Consider the following 17,594-nt stretch of genomic DNA (forward strand, 5'->3'; position numbering starts at 1 on the left):
AAATAATATCTCCAATTTTTAATGAAATTGATGAAGTTTCAAATTTTTTAGGTATTGCTACGCTTCCCCATTCCAGGGTGTTTTCTCCAGCTACCGCTTCGGATTTTTTTTTATAGGCGATAAAGGTGCCTTTGTTAATTCCTTTTTCTCTGCACCAGGCTGTTTGGTTAACTCCACTTACTTTATATTCTTTTAAAAGTATCATCCATTCTTCTTTAGATCTTCTTTCTGCCATGCAAATTACCTCCTACTAAGTATAGGAGTATTATCACATTAATTTACTGCCAGTCCTAGGTGATGAGTTATTTGACGCTTACTATAATATGAGTGAAAAACAGGATTCTTCTTGTTCAAGTCAACAAGAAAAAGAAAAGAAAGCAAATAATTCTGGACCTAAACATAGCAAAAAAATAAATAAAAAAGATTGATAATATCATATTGTAATTGAATAAGGTGGACGAGGCTGTTGCAGAATGATTAAAAAAATCATTCTGCAACAGCCTTTTTCTATCCACATGCTAAAATATCTAAATAGAACACTTTAAAATTTTATGTATCTTAAAAGAAAATATGAATTAGATTTTAATTAAAAAAAGAAATATTCCATAGGATATAACTTTTGAGTAATGATGGAATAATGTGTAGGGAAGAAAATTTATGAGAATTAAAGATAGAAAGATAACATATTTTGTTTTTTAGCATATGAATGTGCGGCGGCTGAAGAATATCTTGAACTAACGATTGTAAAAATAATAGGTATAAATGAAATCAATATCCTTTTTATGTAGAAAAAAAACTTGGTATGGTATAAACTAGAAGTAGTTTAAAAAGGGGTTTGAGTTATGCTATTTACAAGCAAGTTAAATGATAAATATGAAGTAGTACAATCAAATGGTGAATGTTGCTATGAAGGCATATTAGCAGAGTTTAGAAATTCATCAAATATATATATAATGATGTTTAAGGATTTTAAAAGAAATCTCTTGGTATCGAAATTATTGAATAGAGTAGGTCCAGAAGTTAAGGTGAAATTTATATCAGATATTGAAAGTAAATATACAACTAATCCAATGCAATTTAAGGATCTTAAGGATGAATTAAATTTTGATGAACATTCTAAGATTATTATGACCGATAGGGTAGTGTATATAGGAACTGCAAATCATCCCTCAGAAGGAAATAAGCTTGAGTGTGGATTTATAATAACAGATTCCAACATAATTCAGCTAATAAAGGAAAAGTTGTTTAAAGAGAAAAGTAAATTATCAACATTACATACTTTAGAAGTTATTGAACTTGAAATAAGTTTTATCAATTATTATTGTAAGGTTAATAGAGTATTAGAAAATATTATTTCTGGGGCCTTTAAAGAAGATGATAAGGGAAATGGATATTATAATGAAACCGAAGCTAGAATTAATGGTGATGACTTAGTGATGTTAGCAAATGTTGTAGTTGATTATATTAATAAATTGGCTAAGATAGAGGATGCAAGTTTAAAAGAGCTATTAAATAAAGCAAATGATATGAAAAATTTAGAGTCTTTAAAAACCTTGTGTGATAAAGATGGAAAAATGAAAGAACTTTCGAAATTAGGGAGTATAGGCGGGCAAGCTAGAAGTGTTTTAGCAGAAGAATCTGCAGATGAAATACTTGATTTATACGAAAGAGTATCATTATTTTCTGAAGAATTATATTCAGTAATAGAAAAAATGGTAGAAGTTTAAATAAAAAGTTATAAAGGTTTAATTATATAGACTAAAATGATATAATGGCATTTAAAATGAGGTGTTAAGAATATATGAGTGATATAGCAGGCCCTGGATGTGAAAGAATAATTCCAGAGGAAGAATTAAAACCCTTAAAAGAAATTGAAAGAAGTTTAATAAAAGCATATAGAAAGCCAATTTGGTCAAAGTTCACAAAAGCTGTCAAAGAGTACAGACTTGTTGAAGAAGGTGATAAAATCGCCGTTGCAGTATCAGGGGGCAAGGATAGCTTACTTATGGCAAAATTGTTTCAAGAATTAAAAAGACATGGAGAAGTGAATTTTGACCTGGAATTTATAGCCATGGACCCAGGATATCATCCCCAAATAAAGGAGTTACTAAAGAGTAATTTAGAGCATTTAGATATTCCAACTCATATTTATGATTCAGGAATATTTGAAGTAGTAGATAAAATGTCAAATGAGTATCCCTGTTATTTATGTGCAAGGATGAGACGCGGTTCATTATATGCTAAGGCCCAGGAATTAGGTTGCAATAAGTTAGCTTTGGGACATCATTTTAATGATGTCATTGAAACTTCTTTATTAAATATTTTATGTGCAGGCAATTTTAGAACCATGTTACCAAAGCTTAAGGCAAAGAATTTTGAGAACATAGAGCTTATTAGGCCATTGTATTATATTGAGGAAGAAGATATTAAAAAATTCATAAATTATAGTGGAATTTGGCCTTTAAATTGTGCATGTATGATTGCAGCTAAAAAAGTTGGAAATAAAAGAAATGAGATTAAAGAGCTTATTAAAGAACTTAAAAAAACCTTTGATGGAGTTGATAAATCTATATTTAAATCAGCTTCAAATATAAGCTTGGATTCTGTATTAGGTTGGGAAAAGGATAAGGTTAAATATTCATTCTTAGACTTTTATGATGAAGAATAAAAGAAATTATATGAACTTTTCAAAGGATTATTAAGGGGAATAGATATGTTGAAATTATCTTAAATGTTATGAATAAGGAGGATAAAATTATGACTAGAGAGTCCTTATTGTCAATGGATCCTAATATTCTATTAAGTATTGTGAATATGAAATTGAGAGATAGTTTTAGTTCTTTACAATCTTTATGCGATGATGTGGAAATTTCAGAAAATGAAATTTCAGAGAAATTAAAAATTACTGGACGAACTTATAATATAAAAGAAAACCAATTTAAATAATTTGATATAGGAGGACATATAATGAGTATAAAAAAAACCGGCAAACTTGTAGTTCTTATAGGTGCAACAGCAGCTTTGGTAGCTTCCCTCATAAAAGATAAAAAAGAAAAAAAGCATACAGAAAACTAAGCTTAAATAGAGTTTTAATATTAAGTAATATATTAATAAATAATATATTACTTAATATTATTTTTTCTTATAATGATATAACTCTTTAGTGGTATCATTAATTTCTTTGAATGTATATCCTTTATCTTTATAAAACTTTATGATATCAGGAAGAGCTTTTACTGAATTTTTATTAGAATAACCACAATGCATTAATAAAAATATTTGATTTTCGTCACTTTTAGATTTTTTAATGTAGGTAGACGGAGAAGCGGTATAATTTGCACCATCTGTACTATCAACATTCCAATCATAAATATTCAAATTATTTTCATGTAATAATTCAACTAATCCTGGCTTTAGGCAATAGGAATTATTATTGCATCCAAAGGGAAATCGAAGGATATTTGAGGTTTCGCCTGTAATTTCCTTTATGATATTTTGAGCATCAAGCATTTCTTTTAGAAATCCTTCATCAGAGAAATAGAGATTAGCCTTCTTATGGCTCATGCTATGTAATCCGATTGAATGTCCTTCATTCTTCATTCGCAATAAAATTTTATCTTGGCCCTTTATTTGATTTCCTATTAGAAAAAAGGTAGCAGGAACATCTTCCTTTTTTAATATATCAAGAACATCTGATGTGACTTTTTTAGCAGGACCATCGTCAAATGTAAGATATATTGTTTTCTCATCCTCCATGCAAAAGGCCGGTATAGGTAAGATGTTTAAAAGTAATATAATAAACAAAAGAGCTATAATATAATTACTAAATTTAGTTTTCATTTTAGCCTCCTTATTAAAATATTGTATACTTATTATGTTCTCGAATTGAAAATTTATTCTAATTAACGTTGAGAAAATATTTTAATAATATAAAAAGCTAAATATAATTAAAATATTTCCTTATAATAGTGTAGTTAATTAAAGTATATGGTAATATTAGTATAAATTAATAAAAAATATTTCAGTAAAATCAAACATAAGGTTGTGATCATAGTTGTGAAGAAGGTATATAGTATAGTAATAATAGTTTTAGGAATATTAGAATTATTCCTTTTAAAAAATCAAGAGTGGATTGGATCTGGTATATGTAGTCTAACGCTAATAATGACTGCTTTTTTAAGTTTACTCGACGGAAGAAAAGATAAGTCTATACAAGATGAGAGTAAGGATAATAGATATGAGATGGCACTTAATTCGTTAAATGTAGCAGTTTGGCAATGGAATGATATCGATAACAAATTTTCAGCATCCGATAATTTTAATCTGATTTTAAAGTATGATGGAGATATTAATTCTTTAGAAGATTTATATTCAATTATATGTAAAGAGGACAAAGAGTATATACAAAATTTCTTCATAGAAATGATTAATGAAAAAGTTCAAGAATCATTTTCATTACAATTTGTAGTAGAGGGTTGTAGGGGGAAATTAATTACAATGGAGTGTTCTGGTACAGGTGAGATAAAAGATAAGACTTATATAATGTCAGGATTAATAATAGATATCACAGAGAAGACAAAACAAGATGAACTTCTTAGAATAAGCGAAAAAAAGTATAGACGAGCATTAGATGGAAGTCAAGACATAATGTTCATTATTAATATAGAAAATAATATTTTAACAGTTAATGGGAAAATAGCTTATCTTCTAGAATTAGAACAAAAGAATGAATACGCTTTCACTATGGAGGAATGGTTAAAGCATGTATTTACACAAGATAGAGAAAAATATATTCAGGAGTATAGTGAATTTCTTAATAATGATACGCCTTATTTTAGATGTGAATATAGGGTGTTAACTAAAAGTGGTAAAGTAGTATGGTTTAAAGTTAGAGGAAAATGTATTGTAGAAGAGGATGGAAAATATATTTATGGATCAATAAATAATGATACTGATAGGAAGGAGAAGGAATTAAGAATTGATTATATGAGCAACTATGATGATGTTACAGGAATACCTAATAGGAGGTATTTCACTGGAAGAGCTTATGATATGCTTAAAGAATCAAAGAAATCAAACAAAAAATTTGCACTTGTATTTATTGACTTAGATAATTTTAAATATGTAAATGATACTTATGGACATACTGCTGGTGATAATCTTTTAGTAGAATTATGCAAAAAAATCATGGTCTTTTTAGAAGAAAATTGGTTGCTAGCTAGATTTGGTGGTGATGAATTTGTTACAGCCATTGAAAATATAGATGAAATAGATTCGGTTACAAATATCATAGAGAGAATAGTAGAGGCGTTTAATGAACCTTTTTTAATAAATGGCAAGGAAATATATAATACTGTAAGTATAGGAATTAGTATATCTGAAAATGATGACGATAACGTTCAAAGCTTGCTAAAGAAAGCAGATATTGCTATGTATAATGCTAAAAACCATGGAAAAAATCAGTATTTTATTTTTAATGATGAGCTAGCTGAAAAATTAGATAGAGAACTCTCCTTAAGTCTAGGTCTTAGAAAAGCAGTAGAAAATAAAGAAATTTATTTCGCACTTCAGCCTAAGTATTGGTCTAAGACACATAAAATACAGGGGTTTGAATGTTTAGCTAGATGGACAAGCAGTGAATTAGGGAATGTAAGCCCTATTGAATTTATTCCTATAGCAGAAAGTACCGGTCTTATAATCCCAATAGGTCAATATTTAATGGAAGAAGCCTTTACTATGTGTAATGAGTTAACAAATAGGCTAGATAGTGATTTTAAGATTGCTATTAATCTTTCCCAAGTTCAGTTAAGGGATGAAAATTTATTTGAGTATATTAAAAATAAAATGGTTGAATATAATATTAGTCCTAAGAATATTGAATTTGAAGTAACAGAAAGTTTAATAATGAAATCTGTGGATAAAAATATAGAAGTTCTTAGTAGATTAAAATCTTTAGGAGTATCAATAGCACTTGATGATTTTGGCACAGGGTACTCTTCACTTAATTACTTAAAGATATTACCTATAGATACAGTAAAAGTAGATAAAAGTTTTGTGAAAGATATAGGCAAAGACTATAAGGATGAATGCATTATAGAAAAAATAATTGAATTATCACATCTTTTGGGATTGGAAGTAGTAGCAGAAGGGGTAGAGTACGAGGAACAATTAAGATATCTTAATGAAGTAAATTGCGATATAATTCAAGGATATTATTTTAGTAAGCCCAAAGAATTCAGTAGAATTTTACAATCAATATAAAAATATTTATTTAGTATAGATAAAAATTGGAACATATCTCCTTAGTCTTTCATATTTTATTATAGAAGAAACTAAGGAGGTTTTTTTGTTGTGAAAAGAATTAGTGGGGAAATAATAGTCTATTCAGTACTCCTATCAAAAGATGGGGTAGGGATAGAGGAGATTAAAATAAATTTATATAAGCTTTGTGGCCTTTCTCCTAAATTAGTAGATTCAAAATTTACTGACAGAGAAGGAAAGGTAGTTTTCTACAATTTGGAAAAGGGAAGTTATAGAGTAATTGAACTTATTGATAAAAAGCATTTTCAGAAACCAATATATTTAAAGTGGAATGAGGTAAGGATAGATGAATTTAATGGCGAAGGTCTAATATATGCTATTAATAAACCGAAAAATTTGATATAATGTAAAAAACTTAAGAAATAGGAGAATTTAAATGGAAAAATATATATTAAAGGTAGAAAAGATTAGCGATAATGCTATCATACCCAATTATGCAAATAAAGGGGATGCAGGATTAGACTTATATTCAATAAATGAATTAATTTTAGAATCTGGTGAAAGAGGGCTTGTACATACTGGGATAAAAATAGAATTACCAGAAAATACAGAAGCTCAAATAAGACCAAGGAGTGGGTTAGCTCTTAAACATGGCATTAGCCTAGTTAACTCACCGGGAACTATTGATGAAGGTTATAGAGGGGAAATAGGAGTGATTGTAATAAATCATGGACAGGAAGTCTTCAAGGTTGAAAGTGGTATGAAGATAGCTCAAATGGTAATTAAGCCAGTTTGGAGAGTACAGGTTGATGAAGTGAAATCTCTATCAGATGCACAAAGAGGAGATAGAGGATTTGGATCTTCAGGAGTATAAAAAATTCACAGTGTATTGCTTAATATAGCTATACACTGTGAATTTTTTTGATTTATTCGCTAAGATCTTCCCAATTAGCATAAAGGCTTTCAATTTTATGTTCTACCTCTTTAATTTCTTTATTTACTCTTTCACTTTCAATAGGATTAGAGTAAATTTTCTCTAGACACAGGGACTCTTGAAGGTCATTAAGTCTAGTTTCCATTAAACCTATTTCTTCCTCGAGTTTATTAAGATTTAGTTTTTTAAATTTTTCTTCCTTTATGATATCGCGTTTTTTCTTCTTATTTTCATTTAGCTGAGTTTTAGTAGTTCCACCAGATAAATCCTCTAAGTTTTGAAATCTTTGAGGGTTTTGTTTTTTATCAATATAATAGCTATAGTTACCTAGATATTCAGATAAGCCATCCTCTCTAAGCTCTACAATTCTATTAATAACTTTATTTAGGAAATATCTATCATGGGAGATTACAATTAAAGTTCCATCATAACTTAATATAGCATTCTCTAGGGCTTCCCTTGACATAATATCTAAATGATTAGTAGGTTCATCTAAAAGAAGGAGATTTGATTTAGATAACATTAACTTTAATAGATTAACTCTACATTTTTCACCACCACTTAATTTATCCATAGTTTTAAATACATCATCACCAGTGAATAGAAATGAACCTAATGCCCCTCTTATTTTTGAAGTAGTTAATTCAGGAAAGTCATCCCATACCTCATCTATAATAGTCTTATCTTCAGAAAGATTTGATTGTTCTTGATCATAATATCCAACATTTACATTAACACCTAAGGATTTAACGCCACTATCTGGTTTAATTTTATTCATAATTATATTAAATAAAGTCGTTTTGCCTCTGCCATTTTCACCAATAAGAGCTATTTTTTCTCCTCGCTTGAGATCTAAGGAAATATTAGAAAATAAATGATTATCCCCAAAGTTTTTACTAAGCTTATCAATATGAAGTACATCAAATCCACTCTGAACTGAAACTTCAAATTGTATGTTAGAGGAATCTTTTTCCTTGTCAGGAGCATCTACTTTTCCCATTTTATCTAATGCTTTTTCCCTGCTTTCAGCCGCTCTAATACTTTTTTCTCTATTGAAGGATCTGAATTTTTCAATTATTGCTTCTTGCCTTTTTATTTCAGATTGCTGAAGGTTAAAGGCTTTTAATTGACTATCATAATCCTTTTGTCTTAAATCAAGATATTTAGTATAGGAAGCATTATAGGTATTAACATGTCCATTAATTACCTGGAAAGTTCTATTAGTTACACAATCAAGGAAAAATCTATCATGGGAAATGACAAGAACAGTTCCTCTATATGATTTCAAATAGTCCTCTAGCCACTCGATAGCGTCAAGGTCCAAATGGTTAGTAGGCTCATCTAAAAGTAAAATATCAGGTAATAAAAGTAGTAATTTACATAATGCAACTCTAGTTTTTTGACCACCACTTAATTTTACCACTTCTTTATCAAAGTCATCTTCTAAGAAACCAAGACCCTTTAGAATTCTACTTATTTCTCCTTTATATGTATATCCACCCCTATGAGAATATAACTCCTGGCATGTTGTATAATCCTTAATAAGTTTACTATGATAATCTGCATTTTTTTCATCATAAGGTTCTTTCATTTTTTCTTCTAAGAGAATAATCTTTTCTTCTAGGCCAATCAAATCAGAAAATACTGTTAACATTTCAGAATATATACTATTTTCTGAATCTAAACCTAGATGTTGAGATAGATAACCAAGTGTCTTATTTTTATCAACAAAGATTTCTCCATTATCGGAGGAGAGATCTTTTGAAATTATTTTAAATAAGGTTGATTTACCTTGTCCATTTTCACCAATAATGCCAATTTTATCACCATCATTAATTGATATATTAACATCCTTAAGAATTTCGTCTACTCCATAACTTTTACTTATATTTTTACAACTTAATACTATCATTTATTTTTCCTCCGGTTACTTTTTGAATAAACTTAATAAGTAATACTTTATGTTTATCCAAATATCTTATTTAATTATACTATTTAAACTCTTTTATATCAATTTGGAATAAATAGGAATAAGGAAACGAAATAGTTCGTGTCAATATTGTTCATAAAGAGGTATAATATTGACATGAATGACTAAATGTCAATAAGGAGAAGAATATGCTTAAAGAAAAAATAGTGTTTAGTAAAATTGGTGAAAATAAAAAAAGAAAAGAGAGAGAGTTGTATTCAGCAGCCTATGAATTATTTACAACTAAAGGAGCAAATAATACAGCTATCGATGAAATAGTAAAAAAAGCTGGTGTGGCTAAGGGAACTTTTTATCTTTATTTTAAGGATAAGTATGACATAATAGATAAATTGGTTTTATTAAAGAGTAGACAAGTTATTGAAGAGGCCGTGGCTGAAACTAGAAAACTTGGTCTTGAAAATTTTGAAGATAAAACTATATTCTTCATTAATTATGTTATTAATTATTTCAAGGAAAATAAACTTATGTTAAAGCTTATTAATAAAGACTTCTCCTGTGGACTTTTTAAAAGAGCAAGGCTAAATCCAGATGAAAATAAAGAAATTGATGAAGTTGTAAGATTTTTCATAGAGGGATTAATAGAAAGAGGTATGGAAGAATTAGAAGCAGAGTTGACATTGTTTATGATTTTTGAGCTAGTTGGTAATGTATGTTATAGTTCAATTATTCTAAAGCAACCTGTGGAAATAGATATAATAAAACCAGTCCTATTTAATAAAATATTAGCAATGATAAATTAAGACACAATCAAAAAATCTCGTAATAATTATAATAATATTACGAGATTTTTTACATGATAAATTATTTTCTAATGATGTCTTCAGTAAACAAATAGCTAAGTCGTGGCTCTGAATTAAATGAACCAATAATAAAAATTGTATAAAAAATATTTTCATCTAATTTAATATTAGAAATAATATCTTTTAATACAGGAGCTCCCGTGGTAGATAGCAGAAAATCATAAATTCCTGCAGATAAAGGGTAGTATCCTGTAGTTTCTAAATATTCAACTCCATCAAACAAGGAATTTCCATTTGGAAGAGACAATGTCAAAAGAGGTGAATTAGCAGATAAATTAATAAATCTCAAAAATGCTAAATCTTTCAACTCTGCAGTTGTAGAATCTTTTAATGTGAATAGGGTCAAATTGTTTTCTAGGAATACTACACTTACTGTTGTTATTGAAAGTGGTATAATTTCTAAATCCTTAGTAAGGAGTGGAGTATCATAGGTACCTGTATTATAAATCTGAATTTCATATTTATCTGGTGCTAACTCTATATAAGGAGTAACATTACCAAGATTTAAATTACTAGCTAGCAGTATCCCATTTCCGTAAACATCTACGGCATTAGCTCCTACTGCGGCGTGAAGTAGCCGTAAATTGCCATTTAAATTAGGCAATGACTCTCTCATAAGAGATAAATTATTCATCGTCTCTTTTACAATAATTCAACGAAATCTTAATTACCCTTCGTATTAGAAGCTTGAAAATAGGGTGTGGAATATTATAAGCTTTTACCAATGCACATATTTCAGGATGTTTTTTTTCGATTTTATCATATATTTTATCTATGCTTTTGTCAGAACAATTTCTAACTAAGTCAACATCCTCATCAAGATCTAAATCAAAATCACTAAGTAACTGAATAATATTAGGAAGATCTCTACTTGAAGGAGCTAGTGAAGGATTACTAGGTGTATATGGATAATAAGTCTCTGGAGTTAAGGTGCCGTTAGTAGAATTCTTATTAAGTTCAGTACCAAGTTCAGTACTTGGACCGCTACCAGTACCAGTACTTGGATCGCTACCAATACTTATACCTGGTCCCATGCCATTATTCATACTAGAGCCAATGGCGTTAGTTGGTGGGTTATCAAAAGCATATACAGGTATCCAACCCATTGGTGTCATGTTCCCAGGCAATTGATCATTAGAAAGAGGTTGTCGACCAGTATTAAAAGGAACTAATTTTATATCATCCTCATCAGTTATATTTCTGTTGTTTGGCATATATTTTTTAGATGGATTCATTCTATACCTCCGAAAAAAATTATTTATTATAAATATATGAATTCAAAATATAGTTGTTACTTTCTATAATATGTTTGTACATATATTCATAGAACATTAAATAGGCAGAATGAATAGTATATAGTGGAGGAGATATGCATGGATGGGGAAAATGATAATTTTCATGAACTTTTAATAGGAATAGATTCTCAAGTTGATATCTTAGATGGCAGGAAGGTTAGATCTGTGAATTTTGATAATGCAGCAACTACTCCACCTTTCAAGAGTGTTGTTGAAAATATAATTAATTCAAGTGATTATTATGGATCCATAGGTAGAGGTATGGGACAAAAAGCAGAAATAACTACACAGATATATAATCAAACAAGAACTTATCTTTTGGATTTCTTTAATATAAAAGAAAAAAATAAATATATTGTAGTATACGTAAATAATACTACAGATGGAATAAATAAATTAGCTAGAACCTTAATTCATCATAGAAATGAAGTAGTAATATCTACGAGAATGGAGCATCATTCTAATGATTTACCTTGGCGAAGGCAATGTAATGTGGATTATATAGAGGTAGATAATTACGGAAGATTAAAGACTAATGAGTTAGAAAAAAAGCTTATTCACCATAAAGGAAAGGTTAAGTACGTTACCATTACTGGAGCTTCCAATGTATCCGGATACATGAATGATATTCATCAAATTGCAAAAATTGTGCATAAGTATAATGCAAAAATAATTGTAGATGGAGCTCAATTAGTACCCCATGTAAAGATAGATATTGAAGGGAAATGTGAAGAAGAAAGCATAGATTTTCTAGTGTTTTCAGGTCATAAATTATATGCCCCCTTTGGCGGAGGCGTTATAATAGGCCTTAGAGAAGTTTTTGATAAAAATTTGCCGGATAATGAGGGTGGGGGAACTGTAAATCTCGTTATGGATAAAAAAGTGGAGTATCTTATGTCACCTGAAAGGACAGAAGCGGGAACACCAAATTTTTTTGGAACTATATCTATAGCAAGAGCCCTTAAACAACTCAATGAAATAGGATTTGATAATATACACAATAATGAAATTAAACTTCTGGATAGACTTTTAGATGGTCTTAAAGTAATACCTAAAGTCATAAATTATGGAGATATAAATAATATAGAAGATAGACTTGGCATAGGCGTCTTTAATATAGATTCACTATATCATCAAGATGTTGCACAAATTCTTGCACAAAAATATGGAATTTCAGTTAGACAAGGGTGGTTTTGTGCTCATCCATATTGCAGGAGACTTATGAATTTAAGTGAAAAGTCTAACCGTACATTTATCCATAAGAATAATGGAAAATCGCCAGGTATGGTTAGGGTTAGCTTTGGAATTTATAATGATGAAAGGGAAGTAGATTATTTCTTAAATGCAATAGAGAGTATTGTTCATGGGCCTTATTAATATTATTTGGAGGAATTTTGTTGGGAAGAAAATGTACAAGATGTTACTATGATATAAAAAATAGTTATATACTAAAAGAAGAAACATCTAAGGAAATAATTTGTCCTAATTGCGGTAGAAAATTAGTTGTTACTAATATTAGTCGATTCCTTGCAATAACAATTTTTATTATGGGTTCTTTAATATTCACGATATTACCGATAAAAGCTGTTAATATAGTTATTATTGAAAGTGTTTGGATTGCTTTATCCTATTTTTTATTGCCAGCTATTATATATGATTATGAAGAGAAAGATATAAATAAAAAGAAAGATGATATGGAGTGAAAACCCTATATCACCTTTTCCTTTTGGTAATTATTAAATTTTATTTATTAAATACTTTATAATTAGGAAGGGTACTACAAGTGGATAAATTAGAATTCCCTTGTAATAACGGTTTTAAATATTCATATCCTTCCTTAGTTACATGATTTCCAGATTCATTAATCCATTCTTTTGGGAAATACTTAATGTTATTGGCCACCTTATTAGCCTCAACAAGAGTGTAGGAAACAGTGTACGGTGAGTTTCCGTTTCTTTGTATAGATACCATAAATCCATTATTTTCATTAGAAGCAAATTTTAGAGCTTCGTATCCAACTTGAAAAGCTTCGTTTATATCAGTTTGAGAAGCACAATGCATGGCACATCTTTGAAGTATTCCAAGTTCAAGACTTTTAACTCTAGGAGTTATTCCAGCTTCTATAATTAAATCTCTTAGGTAATGACAAACTCCTCCAAGTTGTGGATGGGCAAAGTTATCTTGAGAAATATAATCTATTTCTGACAGGAATTTTCCATCTTTTGTTTTTAATCCTTCTGAAACAACTATAAATACTTGATTTTGTTCTTTAAACTTTTCTTTTACATCGTGAAGAAAAGCGTCTTTATCAAAAGTTATCTCAGGAAGATAAATAAAGTCTGCCACGGGTTTACCCTCATATGTAGCCATGCAAGCAGAAGCTGCTAGCCATCCAGTATCTCTTCCCATAGTTTCTAAAATAAATACTCCGTTATATATGTATACTGAAGAATCTAAAAAAGTCTCGAAAACGGTGGTAGCAATAAATTTTGATGCACTTCCAAAGCCTGGAGTATGATCAATGTGCATTAAATCATTATCTATTGTTTTTGGGATTCCTATAAAATTAATATCAAGAGAATTTTTTTTAGCATACAATGCAAGTTTTGCTGTTGTATCCATAGAATCATTTCCGCCTATATAGAAAAATGTTTTTATATCCAATTTTTCTAATATAGATATAAGCTTATCATATTCTTCAGTGGAAGTTTCTAAATCCTTCATTCTATATCTGCAAGAACCAAGACCAGATGATGGTGTATGTTGAAATAGTATAAGATCTTCTTCAGTGATTGAAGATAACTCCACTATATTCTCATTAAGAATACCTTCTATTCCATTTATTCCTCCATATACCTTGTCATATTTTTTTAATTCTTCATTGGCTTTTAGTAAGCCAACTACGCTTGAATTAATTACTGAGGTAGGACCTCCTGATTGTGCGATTATACAATTGGGCATTATAACTCTCCTTTGTTGATTAAAATTACAAAAATAATTCAATGTGATATACAATACGACAAATAATGTACTCTAATAAATACTATACAATAAAAATGAAAATTAAGAAAGTATTTTTAAAAAGTGCATATAATTTAAGAAGCTTTACTATTTATAAATATACAAATAATAAATGGATGTGTTTTATGGGAATTTTCAGCGTTATTATAATTGGAATAGCCTTAGCTATGGATGCTCTTGGAGCAAGCGTAAGTATAGGTATTAACTCGTTTATTAAAAAAAGAAAGAAAATTGTTTATTTGATATCCTTTGGATTTTTTCAATCTAGTTTATTCTTACTAGGTGGAATGCTAGGGAACTTTTGTAATACTTATGTAATTAGCATATCAAAGAATTTAGGCGGAATTATAATGGGGATTGTTGGGGCTTTAATGATAATTGATGGCTTAAAAAATAATAAAGACTCCATTTTAACTAAGAATAGCATGGTTATTATTATTGGAATTTCTGTAAGTCTTGATGCTATGGTAGTTGGTTTTACTGCGTTCTATGCGATTGGGTCATGGATAGTTTTATTTCTATATTCAATATTAATAGGATTAATTACTTTGCTTATATGCAGTTTAGGATTTTACATGTGCAAATACTTTAGAAATATAAATTTCATTCACAAATACGCAAATTTATTTGGTGGAATTACATTGATTTTATTTTCAATTATGATGATTTTTTAATAGAACCTTTGTAATAAGTATTGTGGTATAATAGAACTATAGTTATATCCTTGTGAATTGCGGTGATATTATGGAATATAGTAATTTCTTAAAAAAATATGGATTGAAAAGAACTAAAGGAAGAATTGCTATTTTAAAGGTCTTATCTAAAGGACATAAAAGCATTGAAGTTGATGCTATTTATGAGGACTGTAGAAATAGTGGAGTTCTTATTAATCTAAGTACTGTATATAGAGCCTTAGAGTTGTTTGAAGAAAAAGATATAGTGGTTAAATTTGTTTCGAATGAAGGGATATCCTCCTATAAATTCAAGGGTGAGGAGCATAAGCATTTACTTAAATGTAGTGTATGCAAAAAGGAAATAGAAGTACCTTGTCCCATACGACAAATAGAAGAACTTGTTGAAAATGAAACAGGATTTACAGTAGTAGAACATAATTTAGTTATGAAAGGCATATGTAAAGATTGTAAACACAATGAGTAAAAAAATAACTACCGACCTACTATTTAGTAGGTCGGTAGTTATTTTTTTAATTGAAAGTTGAAAGTTGAGAGTTAGGATTTTACCAGACATTTTCAATTCCCCGCACGGGGCACCCTTGGGTGTCAACTGTCAACTCCCCACACAGGGCGCCTTTCAGGTGTCAACTAACAAGCTGCAGCTTGTTAAGCTGTTTTAGTTTTAAAGTTAGAAATTATAATACAAATAATTAATACAAATACTGAAGTAAGAGCAATAGTTCCTCCTGGGGCACTATTACTATAGTAGGATAATAATAATCCTAACATAATATCTATAAAACCAAATAAGACCGAAAGTAAAAGGGTCTTATTAAAACTTCTTTTAAGCTGCATTGCAGTTGCAACTGGAACTACAAGTATTGACGATATAACTAATATCCCCATAATCTGTATTGATAGAGAAATAGTTGCACCAACTAGTACAGAAAATAAATAGTTAATTGCTTTTACTTTAATACCTGCTATTTCAGCCCCTTCTTCATCGAAGATAACATAAATAAGTTTATTATAAATTAAAGCTAATATTATTAAACAGATAATTCCTGAAATAGTTATTATAATAAGATCCTGCTGAGATATAGTCAAAATACTACCAAAAAGTATTGAATTTATCTTTACAGTAGTTTTACCTGTGCTAATTAATATAATTGCTATTCCTAAGCTTAAGGTAAGAACTATAGACATAACCATCTCAGCATATTTTTTGAAATAACCTCTTAAACATTCAATTACGATTGCACATATTGTTGTAAAAATAAATGAAGAGAAAAGAGGATTTATTCCTAGAACTAATCCTATAGCCACTCCTGCAAAAGAGGAATGGGAAAGTGTATCTCCCAGCATTGAGTTACGTCTTAGAACAATAAATAAACCTATAATTGGACATAAAATTGAGATTATACCTCCTGCTAAGAAGGCATTTTTCATGAAATCATATTCAAACATCTAAGCACCTAAGAAGGGCATATTTTTTTTAAATTCTTCACAACTTTGAAGAGTGACCCGTCCTTCATCAAGTTTTAATATATGGCTTGAATATTTAGATGCCAAACTCATATTATGTTCTATGGAAATAATATTAATTCCACATTCTTCATTAATTGTTTTTAAAATAGAGTAAATTTCTTGTTGGGATTTATAATCTACACCTGTTGATGGTTCATCTAAGATAATTAAATCTGGATTTCCCATAAGAGCTCTTGATATAAATACTCTTTGCTGCTGACCTCCAGATAAATTACCAATAAGATTATTTTTAAAGGAAGGTAAATTAACCTTCTTTAAGGAATCTTCCACAGCTTGATTTACATTAAGATGTAATGCTTTAGCATGAGTTTTTAATACTTCAAAAACAGAAATAGGAAATTCTGAATTAAAGTCTTCAAGTCTTTGAGGAACATAAGCAACTTTTTTAGCTGCCACCTCAATTGAACCAGAATTTGGATGGAGTAATCCCAGCACAAGTTTTATTAAAGTTGTTTTACAGCTACCGTTTTCTCCTACTATAGAAAGATAAGCTCCCTTAGGGATAGTGACATTAACATTATCTAATAATAAAGTAGAAGATTTTTCGTAGCTAAAACATAAATTTTCAATTTTAATCATATAATCAGCTCCTGAATCAAATCTAGCTCTATTATACAATGAGTTGCAAACTATTTGCAACTAGTCTATATTTCTATCTTTGATGTACTTTCAAGATTCCAGGAATCCATAAATCCTTTTCTAAAAGAACCTTTGATTTTAGTGGTAGAATGTGGCTCTTTTTTACTTAGTCCAATAACTTCTACAACAGCAGCATCAGAATCATTAAAAAGCAAATCTATATTTTGAACCCTCAAAAGTCGATCGTCTGAATTGCCAGAAGTTAAACTTTGTTCTACTGCATACTGAAGGTCCTTCCGTTGATTTTTATTATAAAGTTGCCATAAGGAGTAACCTACAATAGAAATTAAAATTAAAAAAATTATTGCTAGACGTCTTTGCCGTTTCTTTTTCTTTTTGAATCGATCAATTCTACGAACTCTTTTGTTTCTCACATTTTCTTGTTTAATCATAAAATACCTCCTTAACCTCTTAAGGAAATATTACCATAAT

20 protein-coding genes are annotated in these 17,594 nt (G+C 29.3%); 11 read left to right on the forward strand and 9 right to left on the reverse strand.

Annotated features, from left to right (window positions below; all coding sequences use genetic code 11):
* Positions 1 to 235: IS66 family insertion sequence element accessory protein TnpA (gene tnpA, locus CLVI_RS07035; protein WP_341458739.1), on the reverse strand; the 235-nt coding region annotated here is incomplete at its 3' end.
* A gap of 607 nt (positions 236 to 842) precedes the next feature.
* On the opposite strand from tnpA, the gene CLVI_RS07040 reads away from it, so the two are divergent.
* The 3 genes from CLVI_RS07040 (at position 843) to CLVI_RS07050 (ending at position 2,946) form a co-directional block, all read left to right on the forward strand.
* Entirely contained in the window at positions 843 to 1,727 is an 885-nt protein-coding gene (locus CLVI_RS07040) for a phospholipase D-like domain-containing protein (protein ID WP_106059412.1), read from the forward strand.
* Positions 1,728 to 1,801: 74 nt separating this feature from the next.
* Positions 1,802 to 2,668 (forward strand): tRNA 2-thiocytidine biosynthesis TtcA family protein, encoded by an 867-nt coding sequence (locus tag CLVI_RS07045; protein ID WP_106059413.1) that lies wholly within the window; start codon positions 1,802 to 1,804, stop codon positions 2,666 to 2,668.
* Positions 2,669 to 2,757: 89 nt separating this feature from the next.
* Positions 2,758 to 2,946, forward strand: a complete 189-nt coding sequence (locus CLVI_RS07050) for a DUF4250 domain-containing protein (protein WP_106059414.1) — start codon at positions 2,758 to 2,760, stop codon at positions 2,944 to 2,946.
* Positions 2,947 to 3,132: 186 nt separating this feature from the next.
* Here CLVI_RS07050 and CLVI_RS07055 read toward each other — a convergent pair whose 3' ends face one another.
* A complete protein-coding gene (locus CLVI_RS07055) occupies positions 3,133 to 3,840 on the reverse strand; it encodes a polysaccharide deacetylase family protein (RefSeq protein WP_106059415.1) in 708 nt (235 codons plus the stop codon).
* A 216-nt stretch (positions 3,841 to 4,056) separates the two neighbouring features.
* Here CLVI_RS07055 and CLVI_RS07060 point away from each other — a divergent pair, with 216 nt between their 5' ends.
* The 3 genes from CLVI_RS07060 (at position 4,057) to dut (ending at position 7,135) form a co-directional block, all read left to right on the forward strand.
* The gene (locus tag CLVI_RS07060) at positions 4,057 to 6,261 is read left to right on the forward strand and encodes a sensor domain-containing protein (protein WP_106059416.1); all 2,205 of its coding nucleotides are present in this window, start codon (positions 4,057 to 4,059) and stop codon (positions 6,259 to 6,261) included.
* Positions 6,262 to 6,351: 90 nt separating this feature from the next.
* A complete protein-coding gene (locus tag CLVI_RS07065; RefSeq protein ID WP_106059417.1) occupies positions 6,352 to 6,666 on the forward strand; it encodes a transthyretin-like protein in 315 nt (104 codons plus the stop codon).
* 31 nt (positions 6,667 to 6,697) lie between these two features.
* On the forward strand, positions 6,698 to 7,135 hold the full coding sequence (dut, locus tag CLVI_RS07070; protein WP_106059418.1) for a dUTP diphosphatase: 438 nt from the start codon (positions 6,698 to 6,700) through the stop codon (positions 7,133 to 7,135).
* Positions 7,136 to 7,187: 52 nt separating this feature from the next.
* Here dut and CLVI_RS07075 read toward each other — a convergent pair whose 3' ends face one another.
* Positions 7,188 to 9,107 (reverse strand): ABC-F family ATP-binding cassette domain-containing protein, encoded by a 1,920-nt coding sequence (locus CLVI_RS07075; protein WP_106059419.1) that lies wholly within the window; start codon positions 9,105 to 9,107, stop codon positions 7,188 to 7,190.
* 206 nt (positions 9,108 to 9,313) lie between these two features.
* Between CLVI_RS07075 and CLVI_RS07080 the strand changes: the two genes are divergently transcribed.
* Complete coding sequence (locus tag CLVI_RS07080; protein ID WP_106059420.1) at positions 9,314 to 9,925, forward strand: TetR/AcrR family transcriptional regulator; 612 nt, start codon at positions 9,314 to 9,316, stop codon at positions 9,923 to 9,925.
* Between the two features lie 61 nt (positions 9,926 to 9,986).
* On the opposite strand, the gene CLVI_RS07085 is transcribed toward CLVI_RS07080, so the two are convergent.
* Together CLVI_RS07085 and CLVI_RS07090 are read right to left on the reverse strand one after the other, a co-directional pair.
* Positions 9,987 to 10,601 carry a DUF4397 domain-containing protein gene (locus tag CLVI_RS07085; protein ID WP_207655337.1) on the reverse strand — a complete coding sequence of 205 codons (615 nt, stop codon included), beginning with the start codon at positions 10,599 to 10,601 and terminating at the stop codon, positions 9,987 to 9,989.
* A 10-nt stretch (positions 10,602 to 10,611) separates the two neighbouring features.
* The gene (locus tag CLVI_RS07090) at positions 10,612 to 11,220 is read right to left on the reverse strand and encodes a hypothetical protein (protein WP_106059422.1); all 609 of its coding nucleotides are present in this window, start codon (positions 11,218 to 11,220) and stop codon (positions 10,612 to 10,614) included.
* Positions 11,221 to 11,358: 138 nt separating this feature from the next.
* Here CLVI_RS07090 and CLVI_RS07095 point away from each other — a divergent pair, with 138 nt between their 5' ends.
* Positions 11,359 to 12,657 (forward strand): aminotransferase class V-fold PLP-dependent enzyme, encoded by a 1,299-nt coding sequence (locus CLVI_RS07095; RefSeq protein WP_106059423.1) that lies wholly within the window; start codon positions 11,359 to 11,361, stop codon positions 12,655 to 12,657.
* Between the two features lie 20 nt (positions 12,658 to 12,677).
* Positions 12,678 to 12,983 carry a hypothetical protein gene (locus tag CLVI_RS07100; RefSeq protein ID WP_106059424.1) on the forward strand — a complete coding sequence of 102 codons (306 nt, stop codon included), beginning with the start codon at positions 12,678 to 12,680 and terminating at the stop codon, positions 12,981 to 12,983.
* Between the two features lie 40 nt (positions 12,984 to 13,023).
* Here the strand turns inward: CLVI_RS07100 and CLVI_RS07105 are convergent, their stop codons facing one another.
* Positions 13,024 to 14,241, reverse strand: a complete 1,218-nt coding sequence (locus CLVI_RS07105; RefSeq protein WP_106059425.1) for a 6-phosphofructokinase — start codon at positions 14,239 to 14,241, stop codon at positions 13,024 to 13,026.
* A gap of 95 nt (positions 14,242 to 14,336) precedes the next feature.
* Between CLVI_RS07105 and CLVI_RS07110 the strand changes: the two genes are divergently transcribed.
* Together CLVI_RS07110 and CLVI_RS07115 are read left to right on the forward strand one after the other, a co-directional pair.
* Positions 14,337 to 14,975, forward strand: coding sequence for a manganese efflux pump MntP (locus CLVI_RS07110; RefSeq protein WP_242980602.1), 639 nt, complete (start codon positions 14,337 to 14,339; stop codon positions 14,973 to 14,975).
* Between the two features lie 70 nt (positions 14,976 to 15,045).
* On the forward strand, positions 15,046 to 15,459 hold the full coding sequence (locus CLVI_RS07115; RefSeq protein ID WP_106059427.1) for a Fur family transcriptional regulator: 414 nt from the start codon (positions 15,046 to 15,048) through the stop codon (positions 15,457 to 15,459).
* 182 nt (positions 15,460 to 15,641) lie between these two features.
* Here CLVI_RS07115 and CLVI_RS07120 read toward each other — a convergent pair whose 3' ends face one another.
* From CLVI_RS07120 to CLVI_RS07130, 3 genes are all read right to left on the reverse strand, one after another.
* Positions 15,642 to 16,442, reverse strand: a complete 801-nt coding sequence (locus CLVI_RS07120) for a metal ABC transporter permease (protein ID WP_106059428.1) — start codon at positions 16,440 to 16,442, stop codon at positions 15,642 to 15,644.
* Positions 16,443 to 17,102: a metal ABC transporter ATP-binding protein gene (locus CLVI_RS07125; protein ID WP_106059429.1), complete on the reverse strand. Its 660-nt coding sequence runs from the start codon at positions 17,100 to 17,102 to the stop codon at positions 16,443 to 16,445. It lies immediately after the preceding gene.
* A 65-nt stretch (positions 17,103 to 17,167) separates the two neighbouring features.
* On the reverse strand, positions 17,168 to 17,536 hold the full coding sequence (locus CLVI_RS07130) for a hypothetical protein (protein ID WP_146127311.1): 369 nt from the start codon (positions 17,534 to 17,536) through the stop codon (positions 17,168 to 17,170).
* Between the last annotated feature and the right edge of the window lie 58 nt (positions 17,537 to 17,594).

Source organism: Clostridium vincentii, assembly GCF_002995745.1.
Taxonomy (GTDB): Bacteria; Bacillota; Clostridia; order Clostridiales; family Clostridiaceae; genus Clostridium; species Clostridium vincentii.

Excerpts from the sequence above, each read along its gene's own strand:
- CLVI_RS07040 (WP_106059412.1), top strand. The coding sequence starts at position 843 with ATGCTATTTACAAGCAAGTTAAATGATAAATATGAAGTAGTACAATCA.
- CLVI_RS07120 (WP_106059428.1), bottom strand. The coding sequence starts at position 16,442 with ATGTTTGAATATGATTTCATGAAAAATGCCTTCTTAGCAGGAGGTATA.
- CLVI_RS07045 (WP_106059413.1), top strand. The coding sequence starts at position 1,802 with ATGAGTGATATAGCAGGCCCTGGATGTGAAAGAATAATTCCAGAGGAA.
- CLVI_RS07110 (WP_242980602.1), top strand. The coding sequence starts at position 14,337 with ATGAAAATTAAGAAAGTATTTTTAAAAAGTGCATATAATTTAAGAAGC.
- CLVI_RS07090 (WP_106059422.1), bottom strand. The coding sequence starts at position 11,220 with ATGAATCCATCTAAAAAATATATGCCAAACAACAGAAATATAACTGAT.
- CLVI_RS07075 (WP_106059419.1), bottom strand. The coding sequence starts at position 9,107 with ATGATAGTATTAAGTTGTAAAAATATAAGTAAAAGTTATGGAGTAGAC.
- CLVI_RS07105 (WP_106059425.1), bottom strand. The coding sequence starts at position 14,241 with ATGCCCAATTGTATAATCGCACAATCAGGAGGTCCTACCTCAGTAATT.
- CLVI_RS07050 (WP_106059414.1), top strand. The coding sequence starts at position 2,758 with ATGACTAGAGAGTCCTTATTGTCAATGGATCCTAATATTCTATTAAGT.
- CLVI_RS07055 (WP_106059415.1), bottom strand. The coding sequence starts at position 3,840 with ATGAAAACTAAATTTAGTAATTATATTATAGCTCTTTTGTTTATTATA.
- CLVI_RS07095 (WP_106059423.1), top strand. The coding sequence starts at position 11,359 with ATGGATGGGGAAAATGATAATTTTCATGAACTTTTAATAGGAATAGAT.
- dut (WP_106059418.1), top strand. The coding sequence starts at position 6,698 with ATGGAAAAATATATATTAAAGGTAGAAAAGATTAGCGATAATGCTATC.
- CLVI_RS07080 (WP_106059420.1), top strand. The coding sequence starts at position 9,314 with ATGCTTAAAGAAAAAATAGTGTTTAGTAAAATTGGTGAAAATAAAAAA.
- CLVI_RS07125 (WP_106059429.1), bottom strand. The coding sequence starts at position 17,102 with ATGATTAAAATTGAAAATTTATGTTTTAGCTACGAAAAATCTTCTACT.
- CLVI_RS07115 (WP_106059427.1), top strand. The coding sequence starts at position 15,046 with ATGGAATATAGTAATTTCTTAAAAAAATATGGATTGAAAAGAACTAAA.
- CLVI_RS07085 (WP_207655337.1), bottom strand. The coding sequence starts at position 10,601 with ATGAGAGAGTCATTGCCTAATTTAAATGGCAATTTACGGCTACTTCAC.